This window comes from Azospirillum sp. TSO22-1 (assembly GCF_003116015.1).
Lineage (GTDB): Bacteria > Pseudomonadota > Alphaproteobacteria > Azospirillales > Azospirillaceae > Azospirillum.
This window is the reverse complement of the sequence record NZ_LGQZ01000105.1, coordinates 1-20646: the sequence shown is the minus strand read 5'-3', so window position 1 is coordinate 20646 and position 20646 is coordinate 1. Positions and strand designations below refer to the sequence as shown.

24 protein-coding genes and 1 pseudogene are annotated in these 20646 nt (G+C 70.7%); 7 read left to right on the top strand and 18 right to left on the bottom strand.

What is annotated here, in order from left to right; genetic code table 11:
- Positions 1-33: 33 nt before the first annotated feature.
- The gene (locus tag TSO221_RS35630; protein ID WP_158284203.1) at positions 34-264 is read left to right on the top strand and encodes a hypothetical protein; all 231 of its coding nucleotides are present in this window, start codon (positions 34-36) and stop codon (positions 262-264) included.
- Positions 265-397: 133 nt separating this feature from the next.
- Positions 398-787, top strand: coding sequence for a DUF2155 domain-containing protein (locus TSO221_RS25055; protein ID WP_199229617.1), 390 nt, complete (start codon positions 398-400; stop codon positions 785-787).
- Here the strand turns inward: TSO221_RS25055 and aat are convergent.
- Positions 767-1408: a leucyl/phenylalanyl-tRNA--protein transferase gene (gene aat, locus TSO221_RS25050; RefSeq protein ID WP_109121242.1), complete on the bottom strand. Its 642-nt coding sequence runs from the start codon at positions 1406-1408 to the stop codon at positions 767-769. The genes TSO221_RS25055 and aat overlap by 21 nt on opposite strands.
- Positions 1409-1545: 137 nt before the next feature.
- Between aat and TSO221_RS25045 the strand changes: the two genes are divergently transcribed.
- Together TSO221_RS25045 and TSO221_RS25040 are read left to right on the top strand one after the other, a co-directional pair.
- Positions 1546-2190, top strand: a complete 645-nt coding sequence (locus tag TSO221_RS25045; RefSeq protein WP_109121241.1) for a ribonuclease T — start codon at positions 1546-1548, stop codon at positions 2188-2190.
- A 75-nt stretch (positions 2191-2265) separates the two neighbouring features.
- Positions 2266-2616: a DUF559 domain-containing protein gene (locus TSO221_RS25040; protein WP_109121240.1), complete on the top strand. Its 351-nt coding sequence runs from the start codon at positions 2266-2268 to the stop codon at positions 2614-2616.
- A gap of 74 nt (positions 2617-2690) precedes the next feature.
- On the opposite strand, the gene accC is transcribed toward TSO221_RS25040, so the two are convergent.
- From accC to TSO221_RS25015, 5 genes are all read right to left on the bottom strand, one after another.
- Entirely contained in the window at positions 2691-4034 is a 1344-nt protein-coding gene (accC, locus tag TSO221_RS25035; protein WP_109121239.1) for an acetyl-CoA carboxylase biotin carboxylase subunit, read from the bottom strand.
- Between the two features lie 22 nt (positions 4035-4056).
- Positions 4057-4506 (bottom strand): acetyl-CoA carboxylase biotin carboxyl carrier protein, encoded by a 450-nt coding sequence (accB, locus tag TSO221_RS25030; protein WP_109121238.1) that lies wholly within the window; start codon positions 4504-4506, stop codon positions 4057-4059.
- A 23-nt stretch (positions 4507-4529) separates the two neighbouring features.
- Entirely contained in the window at positions 4530-4979 is a 450-nt protein-coding gene (gene aroQ, locus TSO221_RS25025) for a type II 3-dehydroquinate dehydratase (RefSeq protein WP_109121237.1), read from the bottom strand.
- Positions 4980-5075: 96 nt separating this feature from the next.
- Positions 5076-6155 (bottom strand): hypothetical protein, encoded by a 1080-nt coding sequence (locus TSO221_RS25020; protein WP_109121236.1) that lies wholly within the window; start codon positions 6153-6155, stop codon positions 5076-5078.
- Between the two features lie 54 nt (positions 6156-6209).
- Positions 6210-7394: a L,D-transpeptidase family protein gene (locus TSO221_RS25015; protein WP_247878260.1), complete on the bottom strand. Its 1185-nt coding sequence runs from the start codon at positions 7392-7394 to the stop codon at positions 6210-6212.
- Between the two features lie 319 nt (positions 7395-7713).
- Here TSO221_RS25015 and TSO221_RS25010 point away from each other — a divergent pair, with 319 nt between their 5' ends.
- Entirely contained in the window at positions 7714-8301 is a 588-nt protein-coding gene (locus tag TSO221_RS25010) for a DUF882 domain-containing protein (protein WP_247878258.1), read from the top strand.
- Positions 8302-8372: 71 nt separating this feature from the next.
- Here the strand turns inward: TSO221_RS25010 and TSO221_RS36085 are convergent, their stop codons facing one another.
- A complete protein-coding gene (locus TSO221_RS36085; RefSeq protein WP_199229616.1) occupies positions 8373-8969 on the bottom strand; it encodes a helix-turn-helix transcriptional regulator in 597 nt (198 codons plus the stop codon).
- A gap of 546 nt (positions 8970-9515) precedes the next feature.
- Between TSO221_RS36085 and TSO221_RS25000 the strand changes: the two genes are divergently transcribed.
- Positions 9516-9818: a hypothetical protein gene (locus TSO221_RS25000; RefSeq protein ID WP_109121233.1), complete on the top strand. Its 303-nt coding sequence runs from the start codon at positions 9516-9518 to the stop codon at positions 9816-9818.
- Positions 9819-10235: 417 nt separating this feature from the next.
- On the opposite strand, the gene arfB is transcribed toward TSO221_RS25000, so the two are convergent.
- Positions 10236-10652, bottom strand: a complete 417-nt coding sequence (gene arfB, locus TSO221_RS24995; RefSeq protein WP_109121232.1) for an alternative ribosome rescue aminoacyl-tRNA hydrolase ArfB — start codon at positions 10650-10652, stop codon at positions 10236-10238.
- Positions 10653-10716: 64 nt separating this feature from the next.
- On the bottom strand, positions 10717-12393 hold the full coding sequence (gene ettA / locus TSO221_RS24990; RefSeq protein ID WP_109121231.1) for an energy-dependent translational throttle protein EttA: 1677 nt from the start codon (positions 12391-12393) through the stop codon (positions 10717-10719).
- Positions 12394-12528: 135 nt separating this feature from the next.
- On the opposite strand from ettA, the gene TSO221_RS24985 reads away from it, so the two are divergent.
- The gene (locus tag TSO221_RS24985) at positions 12529-12993 is read left to right on the top strand and encodes a YaiI/YqxD family protein (RefSeq protein ID WP_109121265.1); all 465 of its coding nucleotides are present in this window, start codon (positions 12529-12531) and stop codon (positions 12991-12993) included.
- A gap of 4 nt (positions 12994-12997) precedes the next feature.
- Here the strand turns inward: TSO221_RS24985 and TSO221_RS24980 are convergent, their stop codons facing one another.
- The 9 genes and pseudogenes from TSO221_RS24980 to TSO221_RS24940 form a co-directional block, all read right to left on the bottom strand.
- Positions 12998-13309, bottom strand: a complete 312-nt coding sequence (locus tag TSO221_RS24980) for a type II toxin-antitoxin system RelE/ParE family toxin (RefSeq protein ID WP_109121230.1) — start codon at positions 13307-13309, stop codon at positions 12998-13000.
- Positions 13306-13566 (bottom strand): type II toxin-antitoxin system ParD family antitoxin, encoded by a 261-nt coding sequence (locus TSO221_RS24975; RefSeq protein WP_109121264.1) that lies wholly within the window; start codon positions 13564-13566, stop codon positions 13306-13308. Before TSO221_RS24975 ends, TSO221_RS24980 begins: the two co-directional genes overlap by 4 nt.
- A 69-nt stretch (positions 13567-13635) precedes the next feature.
- A complete protein-coding gene (locus TSO221_RS24970; RefSeq protein WP_109121229.1) occupies positions 13636-14880 on the bottom strand; it encodes a PAS domain-containing protein in 1245 nt (414 codons plus the stop codon).
- A gap of 94 nt (positions 14881-14974) precedes the next feature.
- A complete protein-coding gene (locus TSO221_RS24965) occupies positions 14975-15946 on the bottom strand; it encodes a type II secretion system F family protein (protein ID WP_109121228.1) in 972 nt (323 codons plus the stop codon).
- Entirely contained in the window at positions 15943-16935 is a 993-nt protein-coding gene (locus tag TSO221_RS24960; protein ID WP_109121227.1) for a type II secretion system F family protein, read from the bottom strand. Before TSO221_RS24960 ends, TSO221_RS24965 begins: the two co-directional genes overlap by 4 nt.
- Complete coding sequence (locus TSO221_RS24955) at positions 16935-18800, bottom strand: CpaF family protein (protein WP_109121226.1); 1866 nt, start codon at positions 18798-18800, stop codon at positions 16935-16937. The genes TSO221_RS24960 and TSO221_RS24955 overlap by 1 nt, the downstream gene beginning before the upstream one ends.
- Positions 18800-20026, bottom strand: coding sequence for a pilus assembly protein CpaE (locus tag TSO221_RS24950; RefSeq protein ID WP_109121225.1), 1227 nt, complete (start codon positions 20024-20026; stop codon positions 18800-18802). Before TSO221_RS24950 ends, TSO221_RS24955 begins: the two co-directional genes overlap by 1 nt.
- A gap of 1 nt (position 20027) precedes the next feature.
- The gene (locus TSO221_RS24945; RefSeq protein WP_109121224.1) at positions 20028-20423 is read right to left on the bottom strand and encodes a CpaD family pilus assembly lipoprotein; all 396 of its coding nucleotides are present in this window, start codon (positions 20421-20423) and stop codon (positions 20028-20030) included.
- An 8-nt stretch (positions 20424-20431) separates the two neighbouring features.
- Positions 20432-20646: pseudogene (locus tag TSO221_RS24940) on the bottom strand (type II and III secretion system protein family protein); the annotation flags it as partial.

The following is a 20646-nucleotide window of genomic DNA, read 5'->3' as shown; positions in this document are numbered from 1 at the left end:
CGCATGAGCGCACGACAATGGGGAGTCAAGACGATGCTGATCCGTACTCTGCCGATCCTGGCGCTCGGCCTGGCGCTGACGGCGTGCGGCGCCAACATGGAGGAAAAGGCCGCGACCGGCGGCCTGGGTGGCGCGGCGGCCGGCGCTATGGTCGGCGGCCCAGTGGGCGCGGTGGTCGGCGCCGGCGTGGGCGCCGCGGGCGGCGCCGGTGTCGAGAAGGTGGAAGAGCACCAGGAGCAGCAACGCACCGGCAGCGCCTACTGACCCGACGCCCAGGCAAACCAACCCAGGGCAGCGCAACGCAGGCCAGCCCCGGACGGGCGAACGTCCGTCTGGACGCGCGTCGGGCTTCCGCTATAAAGGCGCGGACGGTTTCCGACAGCGAACGGACGTGACGATGCCTTCCGGTCTGCGCGCGGCCTGCGCGGTTGCGCTTCTCGCCTTTGCCGGCACGGCCGCGGCCGCACCGGTGCCATCGCAGATGGTGGACCGCCCGGCCGCCCGCGTGCAGACCCTCGACAAGGTCACCGCGCGCACCTCGACCTTCGAGATCGCCGTTGGCGAGACGAAGTCGTTCGGCAACCTGCGGATCACGCTGCGCGCCTGCAAGGAGAATCCGCCGATCGAGGCGCCGGAGTCGGCCGCCTTCTTCGAGGTGGTCGAGGCCAAGCCGGACGCCAAGGCGGAATCCGTGTTCAGCGGCTGGATGTTCGCCTCCAGCCCGGCGCTGTCGGCCATGGAGCACCCGATCTACGATCTCTGGGTGCTATCCTGCCTGGCCAAGTAGGGCCTCCACCGCCCGCTCCTGGTCGATCCCCCCAAACACGCCGCGGCCGCCCAGCGCGCGCGCCAGACGGCGGCGGTACTCGGCGCGCGGAATCTCGACGGCGCCGAAGCGGTTCAGGTGCTCGGTCACGAACTGGGTGTCGAGCAGCGTGAAGCCGCCGGCCCGCAGCCGCGCCACCAGATGCACCAGCGCCACCTTGCTGGCGTCCGTCTCGCGGCTGAACATGCTCTCGCCGAAGAACGCGGTGCCCAGCGACACCCCGTACAGCCCACCGACCAGCCGCCCGTCCCGCCACGTCTCGACGCAGTGGGCGAAGCCCTGGTCGTGCAGGTCGCCGTAGAGCCGGACGATGTCGGCGTTGATCCAGGTCTTCGGCCGCTCCGCGGTAGGCTCGGCGCACGCCTCGATCACCGCGCGGAAGTCGTGGTCGAAGCGCAGCTCGAACGTACCGGCGCGCACCGTGCGCCTCAGGCGCTTGGGCACGTGGAACGTGTCCAGCGGCAGGATGCCGCGCTGTTCCGGGTCGAACCAGTAGAGGTCCGGCGAGTCGGCGCTCTCCGCCATCGGAAAGATGCCCGACGCGTAGGCACGCAGGAGAAGCTCGGCGTTCAGCTCGATCATGCGCGCAGTATACCGGGTCCGCGCGGCGCCGTCGAAAGCCACCGTCCAAACGCCGCGCGCGGCGGCGTGACACGAAGCGGGCTTTGGCGCACAATGGTGTTCAAACACTGCGTGCTCTTTCCATCGCGGAGACGACGATGCGGATATCAGCTTCCGCTTTTTCCCTATTCCTGGTTGCAATCACCCTGACGCCCGGCGCGGCGTCGGCGCAGCGCAAGGCAGAGCCCGGCGCCTTCGACTACTACGTGCTCAGCCTGTCCTGGTCGCCGGCCTACTGCGCGCGGGAATCGCGCGCCGCCGACACCGAACAGTGCGCGACCGGCAAGCGCTTCGGCTGGGTGGTGCACGGCCTGTGGCCGCAGTTCGCCGGTGGCGGCTACCCGCGCTCCTGCGCCTCGGGCCGCACCGTGCCGAAGGCGGTGGTGGACGACATGATCGGCACCATGCCGGACGTCGGTTTGATTCTGCACGAGTGGAAGACGCACGGCACCTGCTCCGGCCTGCCGGCGACGGACTATTTCGCCAAAGTGCGGGCCGCGTCCGGCAAGGTGAAGGTGCCGGCCGCGCTGTCGGCGCCGAAGGACGGCCTGTCGATGCCCGCCGACCAGGTCGAGTCGCAGTTCGTCGAGGCCAACCCGGGGCTGAAGCCCGACATGATCGCCCTGGTCTGCCAGCGCCGGCAGGTCAGCGAGGTGCGCGTCTGCCTCGACAAGGATCTCACCCCGCGCGCCTGCGGCAAGGGCGTGGCGGACCGCTGCGGGAAGACGGCGGTGTTGAAGTAGGTGAAGCAGACGAGCCCTCCCCCGCCTCCGGCGGGGGAGGGTTGGGTGGGGGCAGCGGCCTGCCCGAGGATCCGCATGGGACGAATTCCCGACAGCACGCTTGAGAAGGCGCGCACGCTGCGGCGCGACCCGACGCCAGCGGAACGCGCGCTGTGGCATCTATTGCGCGCCCGCCAAGTCGGTGGCTGGAAGTTCCGGCGGCAGCACCCGGGCCCACCCTATGTGCTGGATTTCGCCTGCTTGGAAGCGCATGCCGCCGTCGAATGCGATGGCGAAGGACACGCCAACACAGTTCGGCGCGACAGCCAACGGGCGGAGTACCTGACCGCCCAGGGCTGGCGGATCCTGCGCTTCTGGAATCACGAGGTTCTGGAGAACCCGATGGGCGTGGCGGAGACGATCCTGGTGGTTCTGGAGTCTCGGTAGAGCCGCTGCCCCCACCCAACCCTCCCCCACCGGAGGTGGGGGAGGGCTTTGAACGCAAACCTGTTCTTCGGCGGCTACTTCCTCATCCCCATCAGCTGTTCCAGCCAGTGGATGTCGTAGGCGCCGTTGATGAAGTCCGGCTCGGCGATGATGCGCTCGTGCAGCGGCAGGGTCGTGTCGACGCCGCCGATCACGTACTCCTCGATGGCGCGGCGCAGGCGCATCAGGCACTCGTTGCGGGTCGTGCCGTGTACCACCAGCTTGGAGATCAGGCTGTCGTAGTGCGGCGGCACCCGGTAGCCGTCGTACAGCGCCGAATCGACGCGCACGCCCAGGCCGCCCGGCGCGTGGTAGCCGTCGATCTTGCCCGGCGACGGCACGAAGGTCTCCGGGTTCTCGGCGTTGACGCGGCACTCGATGGCGTGGCCCTGGAAGCGGATGTCCGCCTGGGTGTAGCCGAGCGGCGCGCCCGCCGCGACGCGGATCTGCTCGCGCACCAGATCGACGCCGGTGATCATCTCGCTGATCGTGTGCTCGACCTGCAGGCGGGTGTTCATCTCGATGAAGTAGAACTGCCCGTCCTCGAACAGGAACTCCATCGTGCCGACGCCGCGGTAGCCGAAGCCGCGCGTGGTGCGCGCCGCCAGTTCGCCGATGAAGTCACGCTGGGCGGCGTTCAGCGCCGGGCTCGGCGCCTCCTCGATGACCTTCTGGTGGCGCCGCTGCACCGAGCAGTCGCGCTCGCCGAAGTGCACCACGTTGCCGTGCAGATCGGCCAGCAGCTGGATCTCGATGTGGCGCGGACGGCCGAGGTACTTCTCGATGTAGACCTCGTCGTTGCCGAAGGCGGCGCGCGCCTCGCCGCGGGCGAGCTGGTAGGCCTCGCGCAGATGCTCGGGGTTGCGGGCGACCTTCATGCCCTTGCCGCCGCCGCCGGCCGCCGCCTTGATCAGCACCGGATAGCCGATGTCGCGGGCGACCTTCTCCGCCTCCTCGACGGTCGGCACCGGGCCGTCGGAGCCCGGCACCACCGGCAGGCCGAGGTCGCTCACCGTCTTCTTGGCGGTGACCTTGTCGCCCATGATGCGGATGTGGTCGGCGGTCGGGCCGATGAAGGTGAAGCCGTGCTCCTCCACCATCTCGGCGAACTGCGCGTTCTCCGACAGGAAGCCGATGCCCGGGTGGATGGCATCCGCGCCGGTGATCGTCGCCGCCGACAGGATCGCCGGGATGTTGAGGTAGCTCTCGCGCGCCGGGGCCGGGCCGATGCAGACGCTCTCGTCGGCGAGGCGCACGTGCATGGCGTCAGCGTCGGCGGTGGAGTGCACCGCCACCGTGTGGATGCCCATCTCGCGGCACGCGCGGTGGATGCGAAGCGCAATCTCACCGCGGTTGGCGATCAGGATCTTTTCGAACATCGCCAAGGGACGCGTCCTTCCCTTACTCGATGACCAGGAGGACTTCGCCGAATTCCACCGGCTGGCCGTCGGTGATCGCCACCTCGGTCACGGTGCCGCCGCGCGGCGCCTTGATCGGGTTCATCACCTTCATCGCCTCGATGATGAGGACGGTCTGGCCGGCCTTCACCGTGTCGCCGACCTTGACGAAGGGGCCGGCACCCGGCTCCGGCGCCAGATAGGCGGTGCCCACCATCGGCGAGGTGAGCGCGCCGGGATGGGCGGCGCCCTTGACCGGGGTGGCGGCCGGAGCCGCCGCCACGACCGCCGCCGGGACGGCCGCGTGCACCACGTGCGCCGAGGCGGCGGGGGCGCCGCGCGAGACGCGCAGGCTCTTGTCGCCCTCGGCGAACTCGATCTCGTTCAGCCCGGTCTCGCGCAGCAGGTCCGCAAGCTTGCGGATGAGGTCGCCGTCGATGTCGAAGTTCGCCATAGTCTCTTGAAATCCCGTGCTTTTCAGTCGCGGCCGAGGATGCGCTGCATGGCGTCCAGCGCCAGCAGGTAGCCGTGCGGCCCGAAGCCGCAGATCATGCCCTTGGCCACCCCGGTGATGTACGAGTGGTGGCGGACGGGCTCCCGCTTGAAGATGTTGGAGAGGTGCACCTCGACCACCGGCAGCTCCGCCAGGATCAGCGCGTCCATGATGGCGACCGAGGTGTGCGTGTAGGCGCCGGCGTTGATGACGATGCCGTCATGCTCGGTGCGGGCCTGTTGGATCCAGGTGACCAGCTCGCCCTCGTGGTTCGACTGCCGGAAGTCGATGGTCAGCCCGAGCTGCTCCGCGCGCTCCTGGCACGCGGCTTCCAGGTCGTCGAGCGTCAGCGAGCCGTAGATGTGCGGTTCGCGCACGCCCAGCATGTTGAGGTTCGGCCCGTTCAGCACCAGGACCGACGCGTCGATCGCCACAGGACTGTCCTTCTCCACGTCCAAGTGGCGCGTTTATAGCACGCCCCACCGCAAGGGCAATGGCGCATGGGCGGTCTGCGTACGAACGGGTGGGGATCAGGGATTGGCCCGCGCCGCGGCGTGGATGGCGGCCCGGATGGCGGTGAGGCGCCGGCGGGCGCCGCGGCCCCAGCCGGCGACGCCCCGGCGGAACGGCCCGGTGCCGCGCAGGAAGGCGCGGCGCGGGCTCAGGTCGGCCTCTCCCATGCGCGCCGGCAGCTCGGCGGCGACGCGCTGAGCTACGACCCGGCGCACCCACTGGTGCCCGGCCAGCCACAGGCCGCCGACGCCGGCTGCCAGCACCAGCAGCCGCACCGGCGCCCCGCCGGCCGCCGCGGCGGCCTCGCCCAGCCAGGCGGCGAAGGCCGGCACGTTGCCGGTGCCGGCCAGGGCGACGGCGCTGCCCAGCACCAGCGCCAGCAGCGCGGTCCAGACGAGCGCCCCGCGCCGCACGCCGCGCCGCCAGCGGGCGAGCGCCGCCTGCAGGTAGGGCACCAGTTCGTCCTCCACCTCCTCCGCCACCGCGTCGAGCAGGCCGGCGGTGCGGCGGTCGCACGCCGCGGCGGCCTCGGCCAGCCGGGCGTCGATGTCGGCAAGGCCGGCCTCCGAGCGGACGGTGAGCAGCTTGCCGGCGTCGGCGCGCCGCGAGGCCGCGGCCAGCGCCTCGACCAGCGCTTCGGAGTCGGGCTGGTCCGCGTCGGCGAACAGCAGCACGAGGTCCGCCTGCTCGATCACCGCCCCGGCGGGCGGCGCGGCGTCCCCCGCGACATCCAGCAGGAGCCGGCCGCGCAGGCGCGGGCTGTCGGACGCCACGGCGCGGAGGCCGTCGGGGAGCCCGGCGGGGATCCGCAGGTCGCCGGCGGGCGCCGCGCCGTGGACGTACAGCGCGGCGGACGGCCCGGCGCCGGCGGGACGGATGCCCTCGAGGAAGGCCACCCGGGCCGGCGTTTCGGCGCCGAGCACGACGATCAGCGGCCACCAGCGGGCGCGGGTCGCCAGCGACTCGCCGCGCGGCAGCAGGCCCATGCGCCGGAGCAGGCGGTCGGCGTCGCGGTAGGCGCGGAGCATCGGCGCCAGTTCCGGCTTCTCCGCCGCCAGACGCGAATCGAGGGCGCGCAGGAACGGACCGGGTGTCATGCCGCTTCCAGGCCGCGTGTCGGGGAAACGGTCATGCAACACGCGACGCGCGGGTCAGGCGCCGGTCGGCGCGCGCTCCTCGCCCAGATCGTAGACGTCGGGGTGCAGGCGGATGACGCCATCCGGCGCCACCGTCGCCGTCCAGTAGACGAAGCGCACCGGCAGCGAGCGCACCTTGATCCACTGCGGCTCGCCCTTGGCCAGCAGGTCGTCGATCTTCTGCGGGGTGACGCCGACCTCGGCCAGCAGAAGCTCGGCCAGCCCGCGCGCGTCCTGCAGGCGCACGCAGCCGGAGCTGATGGTGCGGACGTCGCGGTCGAACAGCCGCGGCTCGTTGGTGCTGTGCAGGTAGATGTTGTGCGGGTTGGTCAGGTTGAATCGGAAGCGGCCCAGCGCGTTCCAGTCACCCGGCTGCTGCACGATGCGCACGCGGCCCGGCGTCACCGTCTTCCAGTCCACCGTCTCCGGCAGCACCGGCTCGCCGTCCAGGTAGACGATGGCGTTCTCGATGCCGGTGGTGCCGCGCTCGCGCAGGTTCGGCAGCTTGTCCTTCTTCAGGACCGTCGGCGGCACCGTCCAGGTCGGGTTGACGATGATGTGGGTGATGCGGTCCTCGAGCAGCGGCGTCTCGCGCTCCGGCCGGCCGACGATGGAGCGCATGGTCAGTTCCAGCCGGTCGCCGCGGACCAGCGTCGTCTCCTGGCTCGGCAGGTTGACGATCAGCACCGACTCCGGCGCCGCCTCGCGGAAGGCGCGCATCGCCTGGGCGCTCTGCCGCATCAGGCGGGCCGCCTCCTGCGGCGTGCGGTCGAGGGCGATCCGCGTGCCGCCGCCGACCTTCCCGTCCGCCTTCAGCCCCAGCCCGACCTGGAAGGCGCGCACCGCCGCATCGATCGCGTCGTCGAACCGGCCGGTGCGAAGGTCCGGCGGCAGATGGCCCAGTTCGATCAGGCGCTGCACCAGCCGCTCCACCCGTTCGCCCTCGGCGCCCTTCTTCAGCAGCGGACCGGAGCCGATGCGGGTGGCCGGCGGCACCGGCTGCCCCTCCAGTTCGGCGGCGCGGGCGTCCAGACGGTCGGCCCAGGCGGCCAGCTGGGCGTGGAACGGCGTCACACTGGTCGCGGGAAGCGGCGCCTGCGCCCGGGTCGGGCCCGCAACCAGCAGCATCGGCACCACCAGCGCCGCCACCAGCAGCCTCGAAATCGCCCCCGTTACCGTCATGCCGTCACCCTCACCCACGCCGCCCTGCGGCCCTTCATTCGTCCACTCTATACCGCCGCGGTGCACAATGCGATGCGCCGCGCGTCAAATCCGCTGTTCGGACTGTGCGCTCAACCGTCATGACTCCCGGCCTACGCCTTCCTAGACGAATTGGTCAAAATTTGATTGATAACAATCCCGCCCTCGCCTATACGGATAGGCGGCCTGGATGACCACAATATTTTGGTCTAACCCGAGCCAGCATTCTTAGGCTACGGGCATTGATCCAAATGGGATCCGCCTGGGTCCGCCATCGCTTGGACGTCTTTTCATCGCCTAGGGATTGATGAGGGTGGGCATGCACAGAGACGAGGACGATTCCGCCCCGGTCATGGGGCGCCGCGGATTTCTGGGCTTCGGTCTCGCCGCCCTGACGGCGGCCACGGTTCCCCCGGTTCTGCTGACGCCGACCGCCGCCGAGGCGGCGACGCTGATGGGCGCCTCGGTCCGCCGGCTGGCGCTGCACAACGTCAACACCGGCGACCATTTCGACGACGTGTACTGGGCCAACGGTTCCTACCGGCCGGAAGCGCTGCGCAAGCTGGACATGCTGCTGCGCGACCACCGCGCGCACCAGGTCTGCCGCACCGACCCGCGCCTGTTCGACGTGCTGTGGCAGGTGCGCCAGAAGCTGGACAGCGGCGAGACGTTCAAGGTCGTCTGCGGCTACCGCTCGCGCAAGACCAACGCGCTGGCGCGCCGCCGGTCGCGCGGCGTGGCCAAGGAAAGCTATCACACCCGCGGCATGGCGGTGGACGTGGTGCTGCCCGACCGCAACCTGAAGGCCGTCGCCCAGCAGGCGATGGCGCTGGAGGCCGGGGGCGTCGGCTATTACCCGCGCTCGGGCTTCGTGCACATGGACGTCGGGCCGGTCCGCCACTGGTAAGGGGCCGCTTCTTCAACGAAAAACGCCGGCCGGGCAAGCGCCCCGCCGGCGTTTTTCGTTTTCCGGAAGCGTTACGCCTCGGTCTTGCTGGCGCGGTAGATGTCGGCCGGATCCCACACGGCGCCGTGACGGCGGCGGTTGCGGCGCGACGCGGCGCTGTCGCCGCGGTCGACGATGCGCAACGGCGCCGGCTTGGCCGAAACCGCCTGATCCTCCTCGCCGCCCTCGCGCACCTCGCCCAGCGCCGGCGACAGCGCGGCCAGCAATGACAGCATCTCGTCGGCGATGGCCGGCGGTGCCGCACGCCACAGACGCAGCAGACGCGCCTCGCGCCGGCTGATCACGCCCTCGCCGTCATCGTCCGCCCGCGGCTCGCCACGGGGCATGCCCGGCTTGGCGTGCGGGTCGTCGTAGGCGTCGAAGAAGAAATTCACCGGCACGTCGAGCACTTGGCTCAACCGGTACAGCGTGCCGGCCGAGATGCGGTTCGAACCGCGCTCGTACTTCTGCACCTGCTGGAACGTCAGGCCGATGGCCTCCCCAAGCCGTTCCTGGCTGTAGCCGAGGAGCGTGCGGCGCATGCGCACCCGCTGCCCCACGTGTGCATCGACCGACCAGGACTCGGGCGACCCGCGCCTGCCCCTCTTGCGTGCGTTCTTTTCGGTCATTGGTCGACACCCTAAAGCTTCGCCATGAACGCGTTTCACTCTTGTAATATACGTAATTCTTGGCACGGGTCCCCTTCCCGATCAAGGGAAATCGTGGAATACTCTAATGCGATCAAGGCGATCCGCCGCCGATGTCTTGCGCACGGAGCACCGGCGAAGGATATCGTCTTTATTGAGAGAAATGCATACTCGCGGATGCGGACACAATTAGTACGTGTCTACACGAATACGACAAGATGCAGCGACATCCCAGCAAAGTTAATCCTTGGTTAACGCGCGTTCGGGTGGGCGCTCGGCGGTTCGCGGGAAACGGTCGCGTCCGCGCTCTGCTTTAGAAGAATTTGAAGTGCGGGAGGATTGGACTTACCAAGCCGGCCGCGCGGCGCAATCAGCAGTCCGGATCGTTTTAATAACCGAGGGCTGTATATACGACTTTTGCCGGACCCCGGCCGGGGGAACCCCGGGCCCAAGGGATGGAACCGGACCCTCCCGGCGTTCATGAGAGCGGTGGCCGGCGCCGGCCCGCCGCCGCGTGGAGGCAAAACCATGCGCAGGATGTTCATTCTGCTCGCCGCGGCGTCGTTGCTGGCCGCCCCGGCGTTCGCCGCCGACCCGCCCGCCCCGGTGGCGCCGGCGCCCGGAGAGCAAGCCAAGCAGGGAGTCGAGCTGCTGCTGAAGGCGCTGGAGGGCTGGATTCGCCAGCTTCCCTCCTACGCCCCGCCGGAGGTGACCCCGGAGGGCGACATCGTCATCCGCCGCCTCGACCGCAACCGCGCCGTGCCGCCGGGCTCGCCTCCGCTGGGACCGCCAAGCCCGGACACGCCGCCGGGCGGGGCGACGAACCTGTAGGCCGGGCCGACCCGCCAGTTCGCCGTGCGAAGAGGCCCCGAAGAGAGCCCTCTCCGCACGGCTCCGCAATCAGCCGGTCGGCCGCGTGGCGGGGCGCTCAGTATCCGCCACCACCGCCGCCGCCGCCACCACCGCCGCCACCGCCGCCAACACCGCCGGCGTGGCTCGGCGTGGAGTCCGCTCCCCCCGTACCTGTGCCGTTGCACGCGGCCAAGCCGAGGAGAGCCGCCACAAGCAGGATTCGGATCATCATCGTCGTTCCTCCCGTGTTGGAGAGGGTGGATCGTCGTGATCGCCTGACCGCGACGCCGCAGAGTATCCACCGGCACGACTGGGACGCCGGGGGCACCCCACCTATTCCACCCGGCCGGTCGAATTGCCGCTGGCGCGGGTCGATGCCGCCCACCACGCTCGTGATCAGTCCACGGGCTTGCCCCGCATCTTCTTCACCTGCGAGCGGGCGGCCTTGCCTTCCAGGCGCCGTTGCTGGGACCCGAACGTCGGCTTGGTGGGCCTGCGCGGCTTGGGCGGCACGCTGGCGTCGCGGATCAGGTCGATCAGGCGCTCGAGCGCGTCCTCACGGTTGCGCAGCTGCGAGCGGTAGCCGTCGGCCTGGATGATCAGCACGCCGTCCTGCGTCATCCGCGACCCGGCAAGCTTGGCCAGCCGCGCCTTCACGTCGTCCGGGATGTTGGGCGAGCTGCGCACGTCGAAGCGCAGCTGGACGGCGGTTTCCGTCTTGTTGACGTGCTGTCCGCCGGGGCCGGAGGCGCGCACGAATTCCTCGTGCAGTTCGCTCTCGTCCAGCGAAATGCGGTGCGTGACGCGGATCATGCTCCTGCCCCTGAAAAAAGTTCGGGGGGCCGAAGCCCCCCGATGCAACGCTCCGCCCTGCCGGTCAGGCCCGCACCAGCGGCTTGTACTTGATGCGGTGCGGCTCGACGGCGTCGGCGCCGAGGCGGCGCTTCTTGTCCTCCTCGTAGTCCTGGAAGTTGCCTTCGAACCACTCGACGTGGCTGTCGCCCTCGAAGGCCAGGATGTGCGTGGCGATGCGGTCGAGGAACCAGCGGTCGTGGCTGATCACCACGGCGCAGCCGGCAAAGTTCTCCAGCGATTCCTCCAGCGCGCGCAGCGTATCGACGTCGAGGTCGTTGGTCGGCTCGTCGAGCAGCAGCACGTTGGCGCCGGATTTCAGCATCTTGGCGAGGTGCACGCGGTTGCGCTCGCCGCCCGACAGCTGGCCGACCTTCTTCTGCTGGTCGGAGCCGCGGAAGTTGAAGGACGACACGTAGGCCCGGCTCGGCATCGTGCGCTTGCCCAGGTCCATGATGTCGAGGCCGTCGGAGATCTCCTCCCACACCGTCTTGTTCGGGTTGAGGGTGTCGCGGCTCTGGTCGACGTAGCCGAGCTTCACCGTGTCGCCGACGCGGAAGGTGCCGCTGTCCGGCGTCTCCTGCCCGGTGATCATGCGGAACAGCGTGGTCTTGCCGGCACCGTTCGGGCCGATGACGCCGACGATGCCGCCCGGCGGCAGGCGGAACGACAGGCCGTCGATCAGCAGGCGGTCGCCGAAGCCCTTGCCGATGGTCTCCGCCTCGATCACCACGTTGCCCAGGCGCGGCGGCACCGGGATGACGATCTTGGCCTCGCCGGTCTGCTCCTTGCCGCTCTCGGCCAGCAGCGTCTCATAGGCCTGGATGCGGGCCTTGGACTTGGCCTGGCGGGCGCGCGGGCTCTGCCGGATCCACTCCAGCTCGACGTCCAGCTTGCGCTGGCGGGCCTCCTCGGCGCGGCCTTCCTGCTCCAGGCGCTTCTGCTTCTGCTCCAGCCAGGAGGAGTAGCTGCCCTCCCACGGGATGCCCGAGCCGCGGTCGAGCTCGAGGATCCAGCCGGTGACGTTGTCGAGGAAATAGCGGTCGTGGGTGACCAGCACGACGGTGCCCTTGTACTCCTGCAGGTGCCGCTCCAGCCACGCCACCGATTCGGCGTCGAGGTGGTTGGTCGGCTCGTCGAGCAGCAGCAGGTCGGGCTTTTCCAGCAGCAGCTTGCACAGCGCCACGCGGCGCCTCTCGCCGCCCGACAGCTTGGTCACGTCGGCGTCGCCCGGCGGGCAGCGCAGCGCGTCCATGGCGATCTCGACCGTGCGGTCGAGGTCCCAGGCGTCGGCGTGGTCGATCTTCTCCTGCAGCTCGGCCTGCTCGGCCATCAGCGTGTCGAAGTCGGCGTCGGGGTCGCCCATCGCCTCGGACACCGCGTTGAAGCGGTCGATCAGCGCCTTGGTCTCGGCCAGCGCCTCCAGGACGTTCTCCTGGACGGTCTTGGTGGGGTCGAGCTGCGGCTCCTGCGACAGGTAGCCGACCTTGGCGCCCTGCGCCGCCCAGGACTCGCCCGAGAAGTCCTTGTCGAGGCCGGCCATGATCTTCATCAGCGTCGACTTGCCGGCGCCGTTGACGCCGAGGACGCCGATCTTGGCCCCGGGCAGGAAGCTCAGCCAGACATTGTCCAGCACCTTCTTGCCGCCGGGATAGACCTTGCTCAGGCCCTTCATGACATAGACGTATTGGTAGGACGCCATGCGCCTCTCCGACCTCTCGCACGAGAAAAAACGAAGCGCCGCGCACGGCGCCGAATCGATCCGCGCAGGGTTTTAGCGCATGATGGCCATCCTTGGGAACCCACCCTTAATAACTGGGAAGGACGATTTGCGGTGCTGAACATCTACGTCGATGCTGACGCCTGCCCCGTCAAGGCGGAAATCTACAAGGTGGCCGGGCGGACGGGATCGAAGGTCTGGCTGGTCAGCAACGGTCCACTGCGCCTGCCCACCGAGTGCATCTCCGAGTTGGTGGTGGTGGGATCGGAGTTCGACGCCGCCGACAACTGGATCGCCGAACAGGCGGGGGCGAACGACGTCGTCGTCACCGCGGACATCCCCTTGGCCGACCGGGCGCTGAAGAATGGCGCGGTGGTCATCGGGCCGTCGGGGCGGCCGTTCACCAACGCGTCCATCGGCTCGGCGCTGGCCAGCCGGGCGCTGATGGCGGACCTGCGGGCGATGGGCGAGGTGCAGGGCGGCAACGCGCCGATGAGCCAGCGCGACAAGTCACAGTTCCTGCAGGTGCTGGACGAGGCGGTGCAGGCGCTGAAGCGGGGACGGCGGCCGAAGTGGGGGTGAGGGGTCAGGCGTCGAGGTCGCGCAGCACGGCTTGAAGGTCGCGGGCTCCGTGCAGCAGACGCAGAATACGGGGCGGCATCTTGTCTGCCGCATAGACCAGGATGTAGGGAAAGCCTCGCAGCACGACGAACCGGATGCGCTCCTTCGCCAAGTCCGGGCGAACGGTCCCGATCCGCGGGTGCTCCCCGATTCTCGACACTGCGGCGATTACGGCGTCGCGCAGGGCGCGTGCGGCGGCAGGGTTGTCTTTGGCAATCCAGTCAATGGCATCCGCCAAATCACGTCGCGCGGTCGGCGCCAGAACCGCGGGCTTCATTTCCGGGAGCGCTCGGCATCCTCAATGATGCGGTCGAGTTCTTCGGCAACCTCATCGATCTCGAAGAAGCCGTCACGCTCTCCCTCGGTCTCGGCTTCCTCCAGCATCGCCATGAAGCGCTCACGCTGGAGTTCCGCGTCCTGAAGCATGCGCAAGGCCGACCGAACCACCTCGCTGACGTTGTTGTAGCGGCCAGTTTCGACGCATTGCCTGGCAAAGCGCTCCAGTTCCGGCGTCAGGTGCACGTTGGTCGCCACGGCACGGCACTCCACCATATGTCAAGCATTGGCATATTGTGGAGTGCACCCTGTCCGTGGTCAAGCGCCCTACCCCGACGGCAGCGCCGGTGTCGCGCCACCAGCCAGCACCCGCGCCGCGCCCAGCGTCCTCACGCCCCGCTCGTCCAGTCGGCGCAGCAGCGCGGCGGCCAGTTCGGCGGTGAGCAGCGCGTGCGGGCCGTCGGGATGCGGCACCACGCCGAAATGCGCCGCCAGCGCCATCAGATCCTTGCCGGCGCTCGCCGCATCGAGGGCCACGGCGAGGCGGCGCAGGTCGAGGGCCGGCGGCTCCTCCATCGGCGGCAGGCCCGCCCGCTCCATCTCCATGCGCAGCGCGGCGAGCGCGGCGTCCACGTCCACCCCGACCACGACGGCGTGGTGCAGCGCCTCGGCGATCACCGGCCACGCGGCGGCAAAGGGGCGCGCGCTGCCCGGCGCCGGCTCGCCGGGGTTGACCGGCACGTCGAGGGAGACGGTGCGGAACACCCGCGCGCCCGACAGGCGCACGGTACCGACGCCGACCACCCGCCCCTCGGCCAGATCGACCGACAGCGCCACCATGGGCAGGGCGGCGAGCGGCTCGTCCGCGCCGATGACCGGGGCCGCCGCGGGCGCGGCTGCCGAAAGGCGGGCGGGCAGCAGCGGCTGGGCCGCCGGATGGAAGGGGAAGACCAGCGCCACGCCGGCCTGCAGCCCGAAGTCCACGACCTGCGACGGCAGTTCCGCCCCACCGGGACCGTGCAGCGTGGCGGACACCGGCTGGCCGGCGGCGCGGGCGCGCTCGATGGCGCGGAACAGCTCCGGGCGGTCGAGCACGTCGTAGACGTCCACGCCCACCGCCACGCCGGGGCCGAACAGCCGCGCCGCCGCCGGGTTGAGCAGCGTGATCCGGCCGAGGTCGCTGAGCACGAGGACCGGTTCCTCCAGCGCCGCCGCCACGGTGGCGAGGCGCCCGCCGCCACCGCCGCTGCGCCGCTCGCGATGCAACAGCTCGGCCAGCGCCGCGGCCACCCGGCCGACCTCGTCGGGGCGTGCCTGCCAGTCGGCGGGCAGATCGCTGCGATGGCGCAGCGCCGCCAGATCGGAGGCCAGCCGCTCCAGGTCGCGGAAATGCCGCACGAGGCGCGAGAACACCCACCACAGCGCCAGCACGCCGAGCCCGGCCGCCGCCACGGCGAGGAAGACGGTGTCGCGGTCGTCGCCAGCACGGCGCACCAGCTCGTTGGCAAGCCAGACGAGCGCCATGCCCGCCACCGCCAGCCCCAGCATCACCGCGCGCCACGTGCCGCCCATTCCAGCCCCCGACCTGACAGGCGCCGACTGTAGCGCCCCCGGCCCGCCGCCGGAAGGGAGCGGCCGGAGAAACCCGCCCGATCACTTGGAAAGGTTACTTCGAGAACTGGTCGACGGTCTTGAGGATCGCCGGGCCGACCAGGACGATGAACAGCGGCGGCAGGATGAACACCATCAGCGGCACCGTCATGATCGCCGGCAGCCGGGCGGCCTTCTCCTCGGCCTTCAGCATGCGCTCGTTGCGCATCTCCGCCGCCAGCACGCGGAGCGCCTGGGCCAGCGGGGTGCCGTAGCGCTCGGTCTGCGCGAGCGTGGTCACCAGCGCCCGGACGCCGGGCAGCGGCACGCGGTCCGCCAGCCCCTGCAGCGCCTTGGCGCGCTCGGGCAGGAAGCCGAGCTCGATCGAGGTCAGGCTGATCTCCTCGCCCAGCTCCGGGCAACCCCCACCGAGTTCGCGCGCCACCCGCTCGAACGCGGCGTCGAGGCTGAGGCCGGCCTCGGCGCAGATGACCAGCAGGTCGAAGGCGTCGGGCAGCGCGCGGCGGATGGCGAGCTGGCGCGCCTCCGTCAGCCGGTTCAGGTAGAGGTCGGGCAGCAGCGAGCCGAACAGGCCGGCGCCGACGCACACCCCCATCGCCTGCATGCCCTGCAGCGGCAGCGCCTTCATGCCGAAGAGCAGCAGCGCCGCCGCGCCCAGGCCGGCGAAGGGCAGGATCGCCTTGGCGAACAGGTAGACGGTCAGCGAATCCCTGGAGCGGTAACCGGCCAGCGCCAGCTTGCCGGCCGCCTTGGCCGCGGTGCTGCTGCCGTAGAGCCGGAAGCGCTCGACCACGCCGTGCATCAGGCCGATGCGGGCAGCCGGCCGGTCGGTGCGGCGCACGGTGCGCGACAGGTCGCCCTTCAGCGCCGCCCGCCGCGCCTCCAGCGCCTTGAGCCGGCCGCTCAGCGGGTCGCGCTCGACGAAGGCGTTCCACACCAGCAGCACGACGACGAACGCCGCCACGCCCGAGATCCAGGCGGCGAGGTCGGCCGGCGCCACGCCGGGTATGAGGGTGTCGAGATTCACAGGTCGAAGTTCACCATCTTGTACATGACCAGCCCGCCGATCGCGATCATGCCCAGCGCGGCGCCGCCCATCAGGAGGCCGCGCGGGTCGTGGAAGAACGTGTCGGTGTAGCCGGGCACCGTCGCCGCCATGCCGAAGAAGGCGATGAACGGCAGCGCGCCGACGATGTAGGCGCTGGCCCGCGCCTCGGCGGACAGCGCGCTGATCTTCAGCTTCATCTGCCGGCGCTTGCGCAGCAGGTCGGACAGGTTGCCCAGCGTCTCGGCCAGGTTGCCGCCGGTCTCGCGCTGGATCGCCATGGCGATGACCAAAAAGCGGAACTCCGGCGTGTCGATGCGGCGCGCCACCTCCCACATGGCGGCGTCCAGCGACTGGCCGACGCGCACGCCGTCGGCGATCCGGCGGAACTCGGCGCCCAGCGGGTCCGGCACCTCGCGCGCCACCGCGCTGATCGATTCGGTCACCGGCAGGCCGGAACGCAGGCCGCGCACGATCAGGTCGATGGCGTCCGGGAACTGGCCGATGAACAGCGCCACCCGGCGGTCGCCCAGCCGCTTGACCACGAGATGCGGCGCACCGACACCGACGATGACCGCGCCGGCCAGCGACAGCGCCGCCGGGAATCCGGCGACGACGCCCAGCGCCAGCCACGCCACACCGCCGGCCACCGCGTTGGCAGCGAGGTACTGGCCCAGCGGGATCCGCCGCCCGGTGCGGGCGAGGCGGTCGCGGATGCGCTCCGGGTTGGGGACCGCGGCCTTGATGAGACGGTTCAGCAGCGGGAAGGCGCTGTCCTGCTGGTCGAGGCGCAGCGACGACGCGGCCTTGGCGGTGCCGGCGCGGCGCGCCCCCTGCCCTTCCGCGCCGACGCGGGCGACTCGGCGCTTGAGGTCGCGGTCGCCGTCGCCGGAGAAGGCCAGCCCGATCAGCAGGATCGTCAGGAACGCCCCGCCGCCGACCAGCCACGCCAGGAGGGGGATGTCGGCCATCAGATGGCCTCCAGCAAAGCCTTGTCGAGGCCGAAATAGGCCGCCTTGGGTAGGAAGTGCGGACGGATGCCGGTGGACTTGAACTCGCCGGTCAGGCGGCCGTCGGGGCGCTCGCCCTGGAACTCGAAGGTGAAGAGGTCCTGCATGGTGATGACGTCGCCCTCCATGCCGACCACCTCGCTGATGTGGGTGACGCGGCGCACGCCGTCGCGCATGCGGCTGACCTGCACGATGAGGTCGAGCGCCGAGGCGACCTGCGTGCGCACCGCCTTGGACGGCATGTTCAGCCCGGCCATGCCGAACATGTTCTCCAGGCGGGTCAGCGCCTCGCGCGGGCGGTTGGCGTGGATGGTGCCGAGCGAACCGTCGTGGCCGGTGTTCATGGCCTGCAGCATGTCCACCGCCTCGGACCCGCGCACCTCGCCCAGGATGATGCGGTCGGGGCGCATGCGCAGCGCGTTCTTCACCAGGTCGCGCATGGTGATCTCGCCGTGCCCTTCCAGGTTGGGCGGCCGCGTCTCCAGACGCACCACGTGCGGCTGCTGGAGCTGAAGCTCCGCCGCGTCCTCGATGGTGACGACGCGCTCGGTGTGGTCGATCAGCTGCGACATGGCGTTGAGCAGCGTCGTCTTGCCCGAGCCGGTGCCGCCGGAGATCAGGATGTTGAGCCGGCAGCGCGCGGCGATCTTCATCACCGTGCACATGGCGGCCGAGATGTTCTCCTGCCGCGCCATGGTGTCGAGCGTGATCTTCTTCTTGGAGAACTTGCGGATCGAGATGCTGGGACCGTCGATGGCGAGCGGCGGGATGATGATGTTGACGCGGCTGCCGTCGGCGAGGCGGGCGTCGCACAGCGGCGAGCTTTCGTCGATGCGCCGGCCGATGGCGGTGACGATGCGCGTGGCGATGGCCATGACGTGCGCGTTGTCGCGGAACTGCACGTCGGTCAGCGTCAGCTTGCCCTTGCGCTCGACGTAGACCTGCTTGGGGCCGTTCACCATGATGTCGGTGACCGCCTCATCGACCAGCAGCGGCTCCAGCGGCCCGAGGCCCAGCATGTCGTCGAGCGTGCGCTCGACCAGTTCCTGCCGTTCGGTCAGGTTGAGCTGGAGGCGCTGTTCGACCAGCAGGTCATGGACGATGTCGCCGACGTCGCGGGCCAGCTCCGACCGGCTCATCGCCGCGGCGGCGGAGGTGTCGATGCGGGTCAGCAGCAGCGGCTGGATGCGGTCCTTCGCCTGATCCACCGTCGCCCGGTTGGACGAGGCCATGCGCACCGCGGGCGTTTCCACCGGCTTCTCGGGCTCAGGCTCCGGCGGTTCCTCGGCGTCCGGCGGGAACAGGGAGGTGGTGCCCAGCGGCGAGGCGGCGAACGGATTCGGCCCGCCCGGCGTGATCCCCACCGCGCGCAGCACCGCCGCCAGCTCCGGCTGACCGCCGGTGACGGCGGGCGCCGCCGGTTCCGGCGACGGCTCGGGCTCGGGCTCCACGGCGGGGGCCGGCGCAGCGGGAGGCGGCTCGGTCTCCTCCGGCCGGCGCAGCGGCAGCGGCACCACCACGGAGCGGACGGCGGCCAGCACCTCACTCTGGTTGACCGGGCGGAGCGCCAGCAGGCCGTTGATGCACACCGTCACCAGATCGCGCTGGTCGAGCAGATTGAGCTGGATGCGGTCGCGGGCGAGCAACTCGACCAGCCCGGTCTTCACCTCGCGCGCCACGTCGCCGCGCGGCAGCGTCGCCGCCCGCGCCGGGTCGAGCCGCTTCGCCAGCTCCGGCAGGTAGCGTTCGCGCAGCGCCGGCAGGCTGCGCTCCAGGGCCGCGTCGTCGGGCGGCAGGCCGCCGCTGCCTCCGCGGAAGCCGATCATCACTCGCCGTCCCGCTTGAACCAGCCCAGCAGGCCCTTCTTCGCCGGCGCCGGGGCGCCGGAGACCTGCCGGGTCAGCTCGCGCAACGCCTTGACCACCGCCGAGCCGGGCGACAGAGCGGCCACCGCCTTGCCCTGGTTGGCGGCGGCGCCAACGGTCTTCTCGTCGTCCGGGATCAGGAAGGCGATCTTGCCCTGGATGCCGCGCTCGAAGGTGGCGCGGTCGACCTGCGGCTTGCGCGAGCCGCCGGCGCGGCTGGCCACCACCGCGCAGGCCGGGCCGCCCAGCACCTTGATCGCCGCCGCCAGCCGCGCCGTGTCGCGGATGCCGGCCAGCGACAGCTCGGAGACCAGGATCACCTGTTCGGCCGAGCCGAGCACCGCCCGGTTGGCCGGCAGCAGGTGGCGCGGCAGGTCGACCACCACCAGCTCGTAGTTGCCGCGCAATTCCTCCAGCAGCGCGCCGACGGCGGTCGGGCCGAAGGACACGGTGTCCTCCACCGGCTCCTCGGCGCCGAGCACGGACAGGCGCTCGCTCTCGCTCACCATCGAGCTGGCGACCAGCAGGCTGTCCAGGCGGTTCGGCGTCTCCAGCGCCTCGCGCAGGCCGCGACCGGGTTCGAGATCGAGGGCCAGCGTGTCGGTACCGAAATGCAGGTCGAGGTCGAGCAGCGCCGTCTTGCGCTTGAACTCGTGCGCCGACAGCCACGCCGTGTTGACCGCCACCGTGCTGGCCCCTACCCCGCCGCGCACGCCGACCACCACGACGAGTCGTCCCGGCTCGGCCTGCGTCTGCTGGGTGCGCTTCGGCGCCTGGGAGGCGGAGCGGATGACCTGGTGCAGCGATTCGGGCAGCAGCGGCTTGACCAGATAGTCGGCCGCCCCGGCCGAGATCAGGTCGCGGTAGAGGTCGATGTCGTTGGCGGCGCCCAGGCCGACCAGCCGCGTGTCGCCCCCGGCCATGGAGGCCAGCCGCGCCACCGTGGCGAACGGGTTGGCGGTGCCGTCCAGGTCGACCAGCAGCAGCTTCGGCGCCGGGATGCCGCCGCCCAGCATCTCCAGCACGTCGCCGGCCCCGCCGCGCTGCACCACCGCGCCCGACCAGCCCATCTCGCCGGCCACCGCGCGGACGACCTGATAGGATTCCTCGTCCGACACGAAGGCCATGAACGCCTCGTGCAGTGGGGCGTCGGGGGAGCCTTTGAAGAGCGTCACCACGCCGGCCATCTCATTTGCTCCCCGCGCCGGCGCCCGAGGTGGTGGTGCCGCTGCGCATCAGGTCCTTCTCTTCGCCCTTGTGATAGCGCGCGACGGCCGCCGCCTCGCGCTCGGCGTCGGGCGCGCCGGTGGGGCGCCCGGACAGCAGGTCGCGCGGGTTCTCCACCTGCAGCGCGGCGTTGCGCGCCTGCGCGCAGCCGAGGCCGAGGTGCGGGTTGTGCCAGGAGGTGCCGTGCAGGTCGGGCACGGTGGCCGGCACCGGGCCGCACTCCGGCGGCACCGCCACGAGCCGTTGCGGGTTGCCCGCGGCGGGGGCGACCGTCACCGGCCAGTCGACCCGCTCGGTCGGGTTGGCGGAACAGCCGGCCAGCGCCAGCGCGGAAGACAGAACGATGAGCGTGCGCATGCCGGGCCTCACTCGACGATGAAGCCGGCAGGGCCGGCCAGGCTGGGATGGGCCGTCGGCGGTGTTCCGGGCCCGGGGCGGGTCAGCTTGCCGAACAGCACGCGGTCGATGAACCGGGTGGGCGAGACGCCGTCGGTCGGCGCCGCGAGCTGGGCGGGGTTGTTCACCGGCCGCACGATGTAGGGGGTGACGATGATGACCAGCTCGGTCTCGTTGCGCTGGA

What these genes read in the sequence shown, in the direction of transcription:
- TSO221_RS35630 (WP_158284203.1), top strand. Translation starts at nt 34, where the DNA reads ATGCTGATCCGTACTCTGCCGATCCTGGCGCTCGGCCTGGCGCTGACG.
- TSO221_RS25055 (WP_199229617.1), top strand. Translation starts at nt 398, where the DNA reads ATGCCTTCCGGTCTGCGCGCGGCCTGCGCGGTTGCGCTTCTCGCCTTT.
- aat (WP_109121242.1), bottom strand. Translation starts at nt 1,408, where the DNA reads ATGATCGAGCTGAACGCCGAGCTTCTCCTGCGTGCCTACGCGTCGGGC.
- TSO221_RS25045 (WP_109121241.1), top strand. Translation starts at nt 1,546, where the DNA reads ATGCGGATATCAGCTTCCGCTTTTTCCCTATTCCTGGTTGCAATCACC.
- TSO221_RS25040 (WP_109121240.1), top strand. Translation starts at nt 2,266, where the DNA reads ATGGGACGAATTCCCGACAGCACGCTTGAGAAGGCGCGCACGCTGCGG.
- accC (WP_109121239.1), bottom strand. Translation starts at nt 4,034, where the DNA reads ATGTTCGAAAAGATCCTGATCGCCAACCGCGGTGAGATTGCGCTTCGC.
- accB (WP_109121238.1), bottom strand. Translation starts at nt 4,506, where the DNA reads ATGGCGAACTTCGACATCGACGGCGACCTCATCCGCAAGCTTGCGGAC.
- TSO221_RS25020 (WP_109121236.1), bottom strand. Translation starts at nt 6,155, where the DNA reads ATGACACCCGGTCCGTTCCTGCGCGCCCTCGATTCGCGTCTGGCGGCG.
- TSO221_RS25010 (WP_247878258.1), top strand. Translation starts at nt 7,714, where the DNA reads ATGCACAGAGACGAGGACGATTCCGCCCCGGTCATGGGGCGCCGCGGA.
- TSO221_RS36085 (WP_199229616.1), bottom strand. Translation starts at nt 8,969, where the DNA reads ATGACCGAAAAGAACGCACGCAAGAGGGGCAGGCGCGGGTCGCCCGAG.
- TSO221_RS25000 (WP_109121233.1), top strand. Translation starts at nt 9,516, where the DNA reads ATGCGCAGGATGTTCATTCTGCTCGCCGCGGCGTCGTTGCTGGCCGCC.
- arfB (WP_109121232.1), bottom strand. Translation starts at nt 10,652, where the DNA reads ATGATCCGCGTCACGCACCGCATTTCGCTGGACGAGAGCGAACTGCAC.
- ettA (WP_109121231.1), bottom strand. Translation starts at nt 12,393, where the DNA reads ATGGCGTCCTACCAATACGTCTATGTCATGAAGGGCCTGAGCAAGGTC.
- TSO221_RS24980 (WP_109121230.1), bottom strand. Translation starts at nt 13,309, where the DNA reads ATGAAGCCCGCGGTTCTGGCGCCGACCGCGCGACGTGATTTGGCGGAT.
- TSO221_RS24970 (WP_109121229.1), bottom strand. Translation starts at nt 14,880, where the DNA reads ATGGGCGGCACGTGGCGCGCGGTGATGCTGGGGCTGGCGGTGGCGGGC.
- TSO221_RS24960 (WP_109121227.1), bottom strand. Translation starts at nt 16,935, where the DNA reads ATGGCCGACATCCCCCTCCTGGCGTGGCTGGTCGGCGGCGGGGCGTTC.
- TSO221_RS24955 (WP_109121226.1), bottom strand. Translation starts at nt 18,800, where the DNA reads ATGATCGGCTTCCGCGGAGGCAGCGGCGGCCTGCCGCCCGACGACGCG.
- TSO221_RS24950 (WP_109121225.1), bottom strand. Translation starts at nt 20,026, where the DNA reads ATGGCCGGCGTGGTGACGCTCTTCAAAGGCTCCCCCGACGCCCCACTG.
- TSO221_RS24945 (WP_109121224.1), bottom strand. Translation starts at nt 20,423, where the DNA reads ATGCGCACGCTCATCGTTCTGTCTTCCGCGCTGGCGCTGGCCGGCTGT.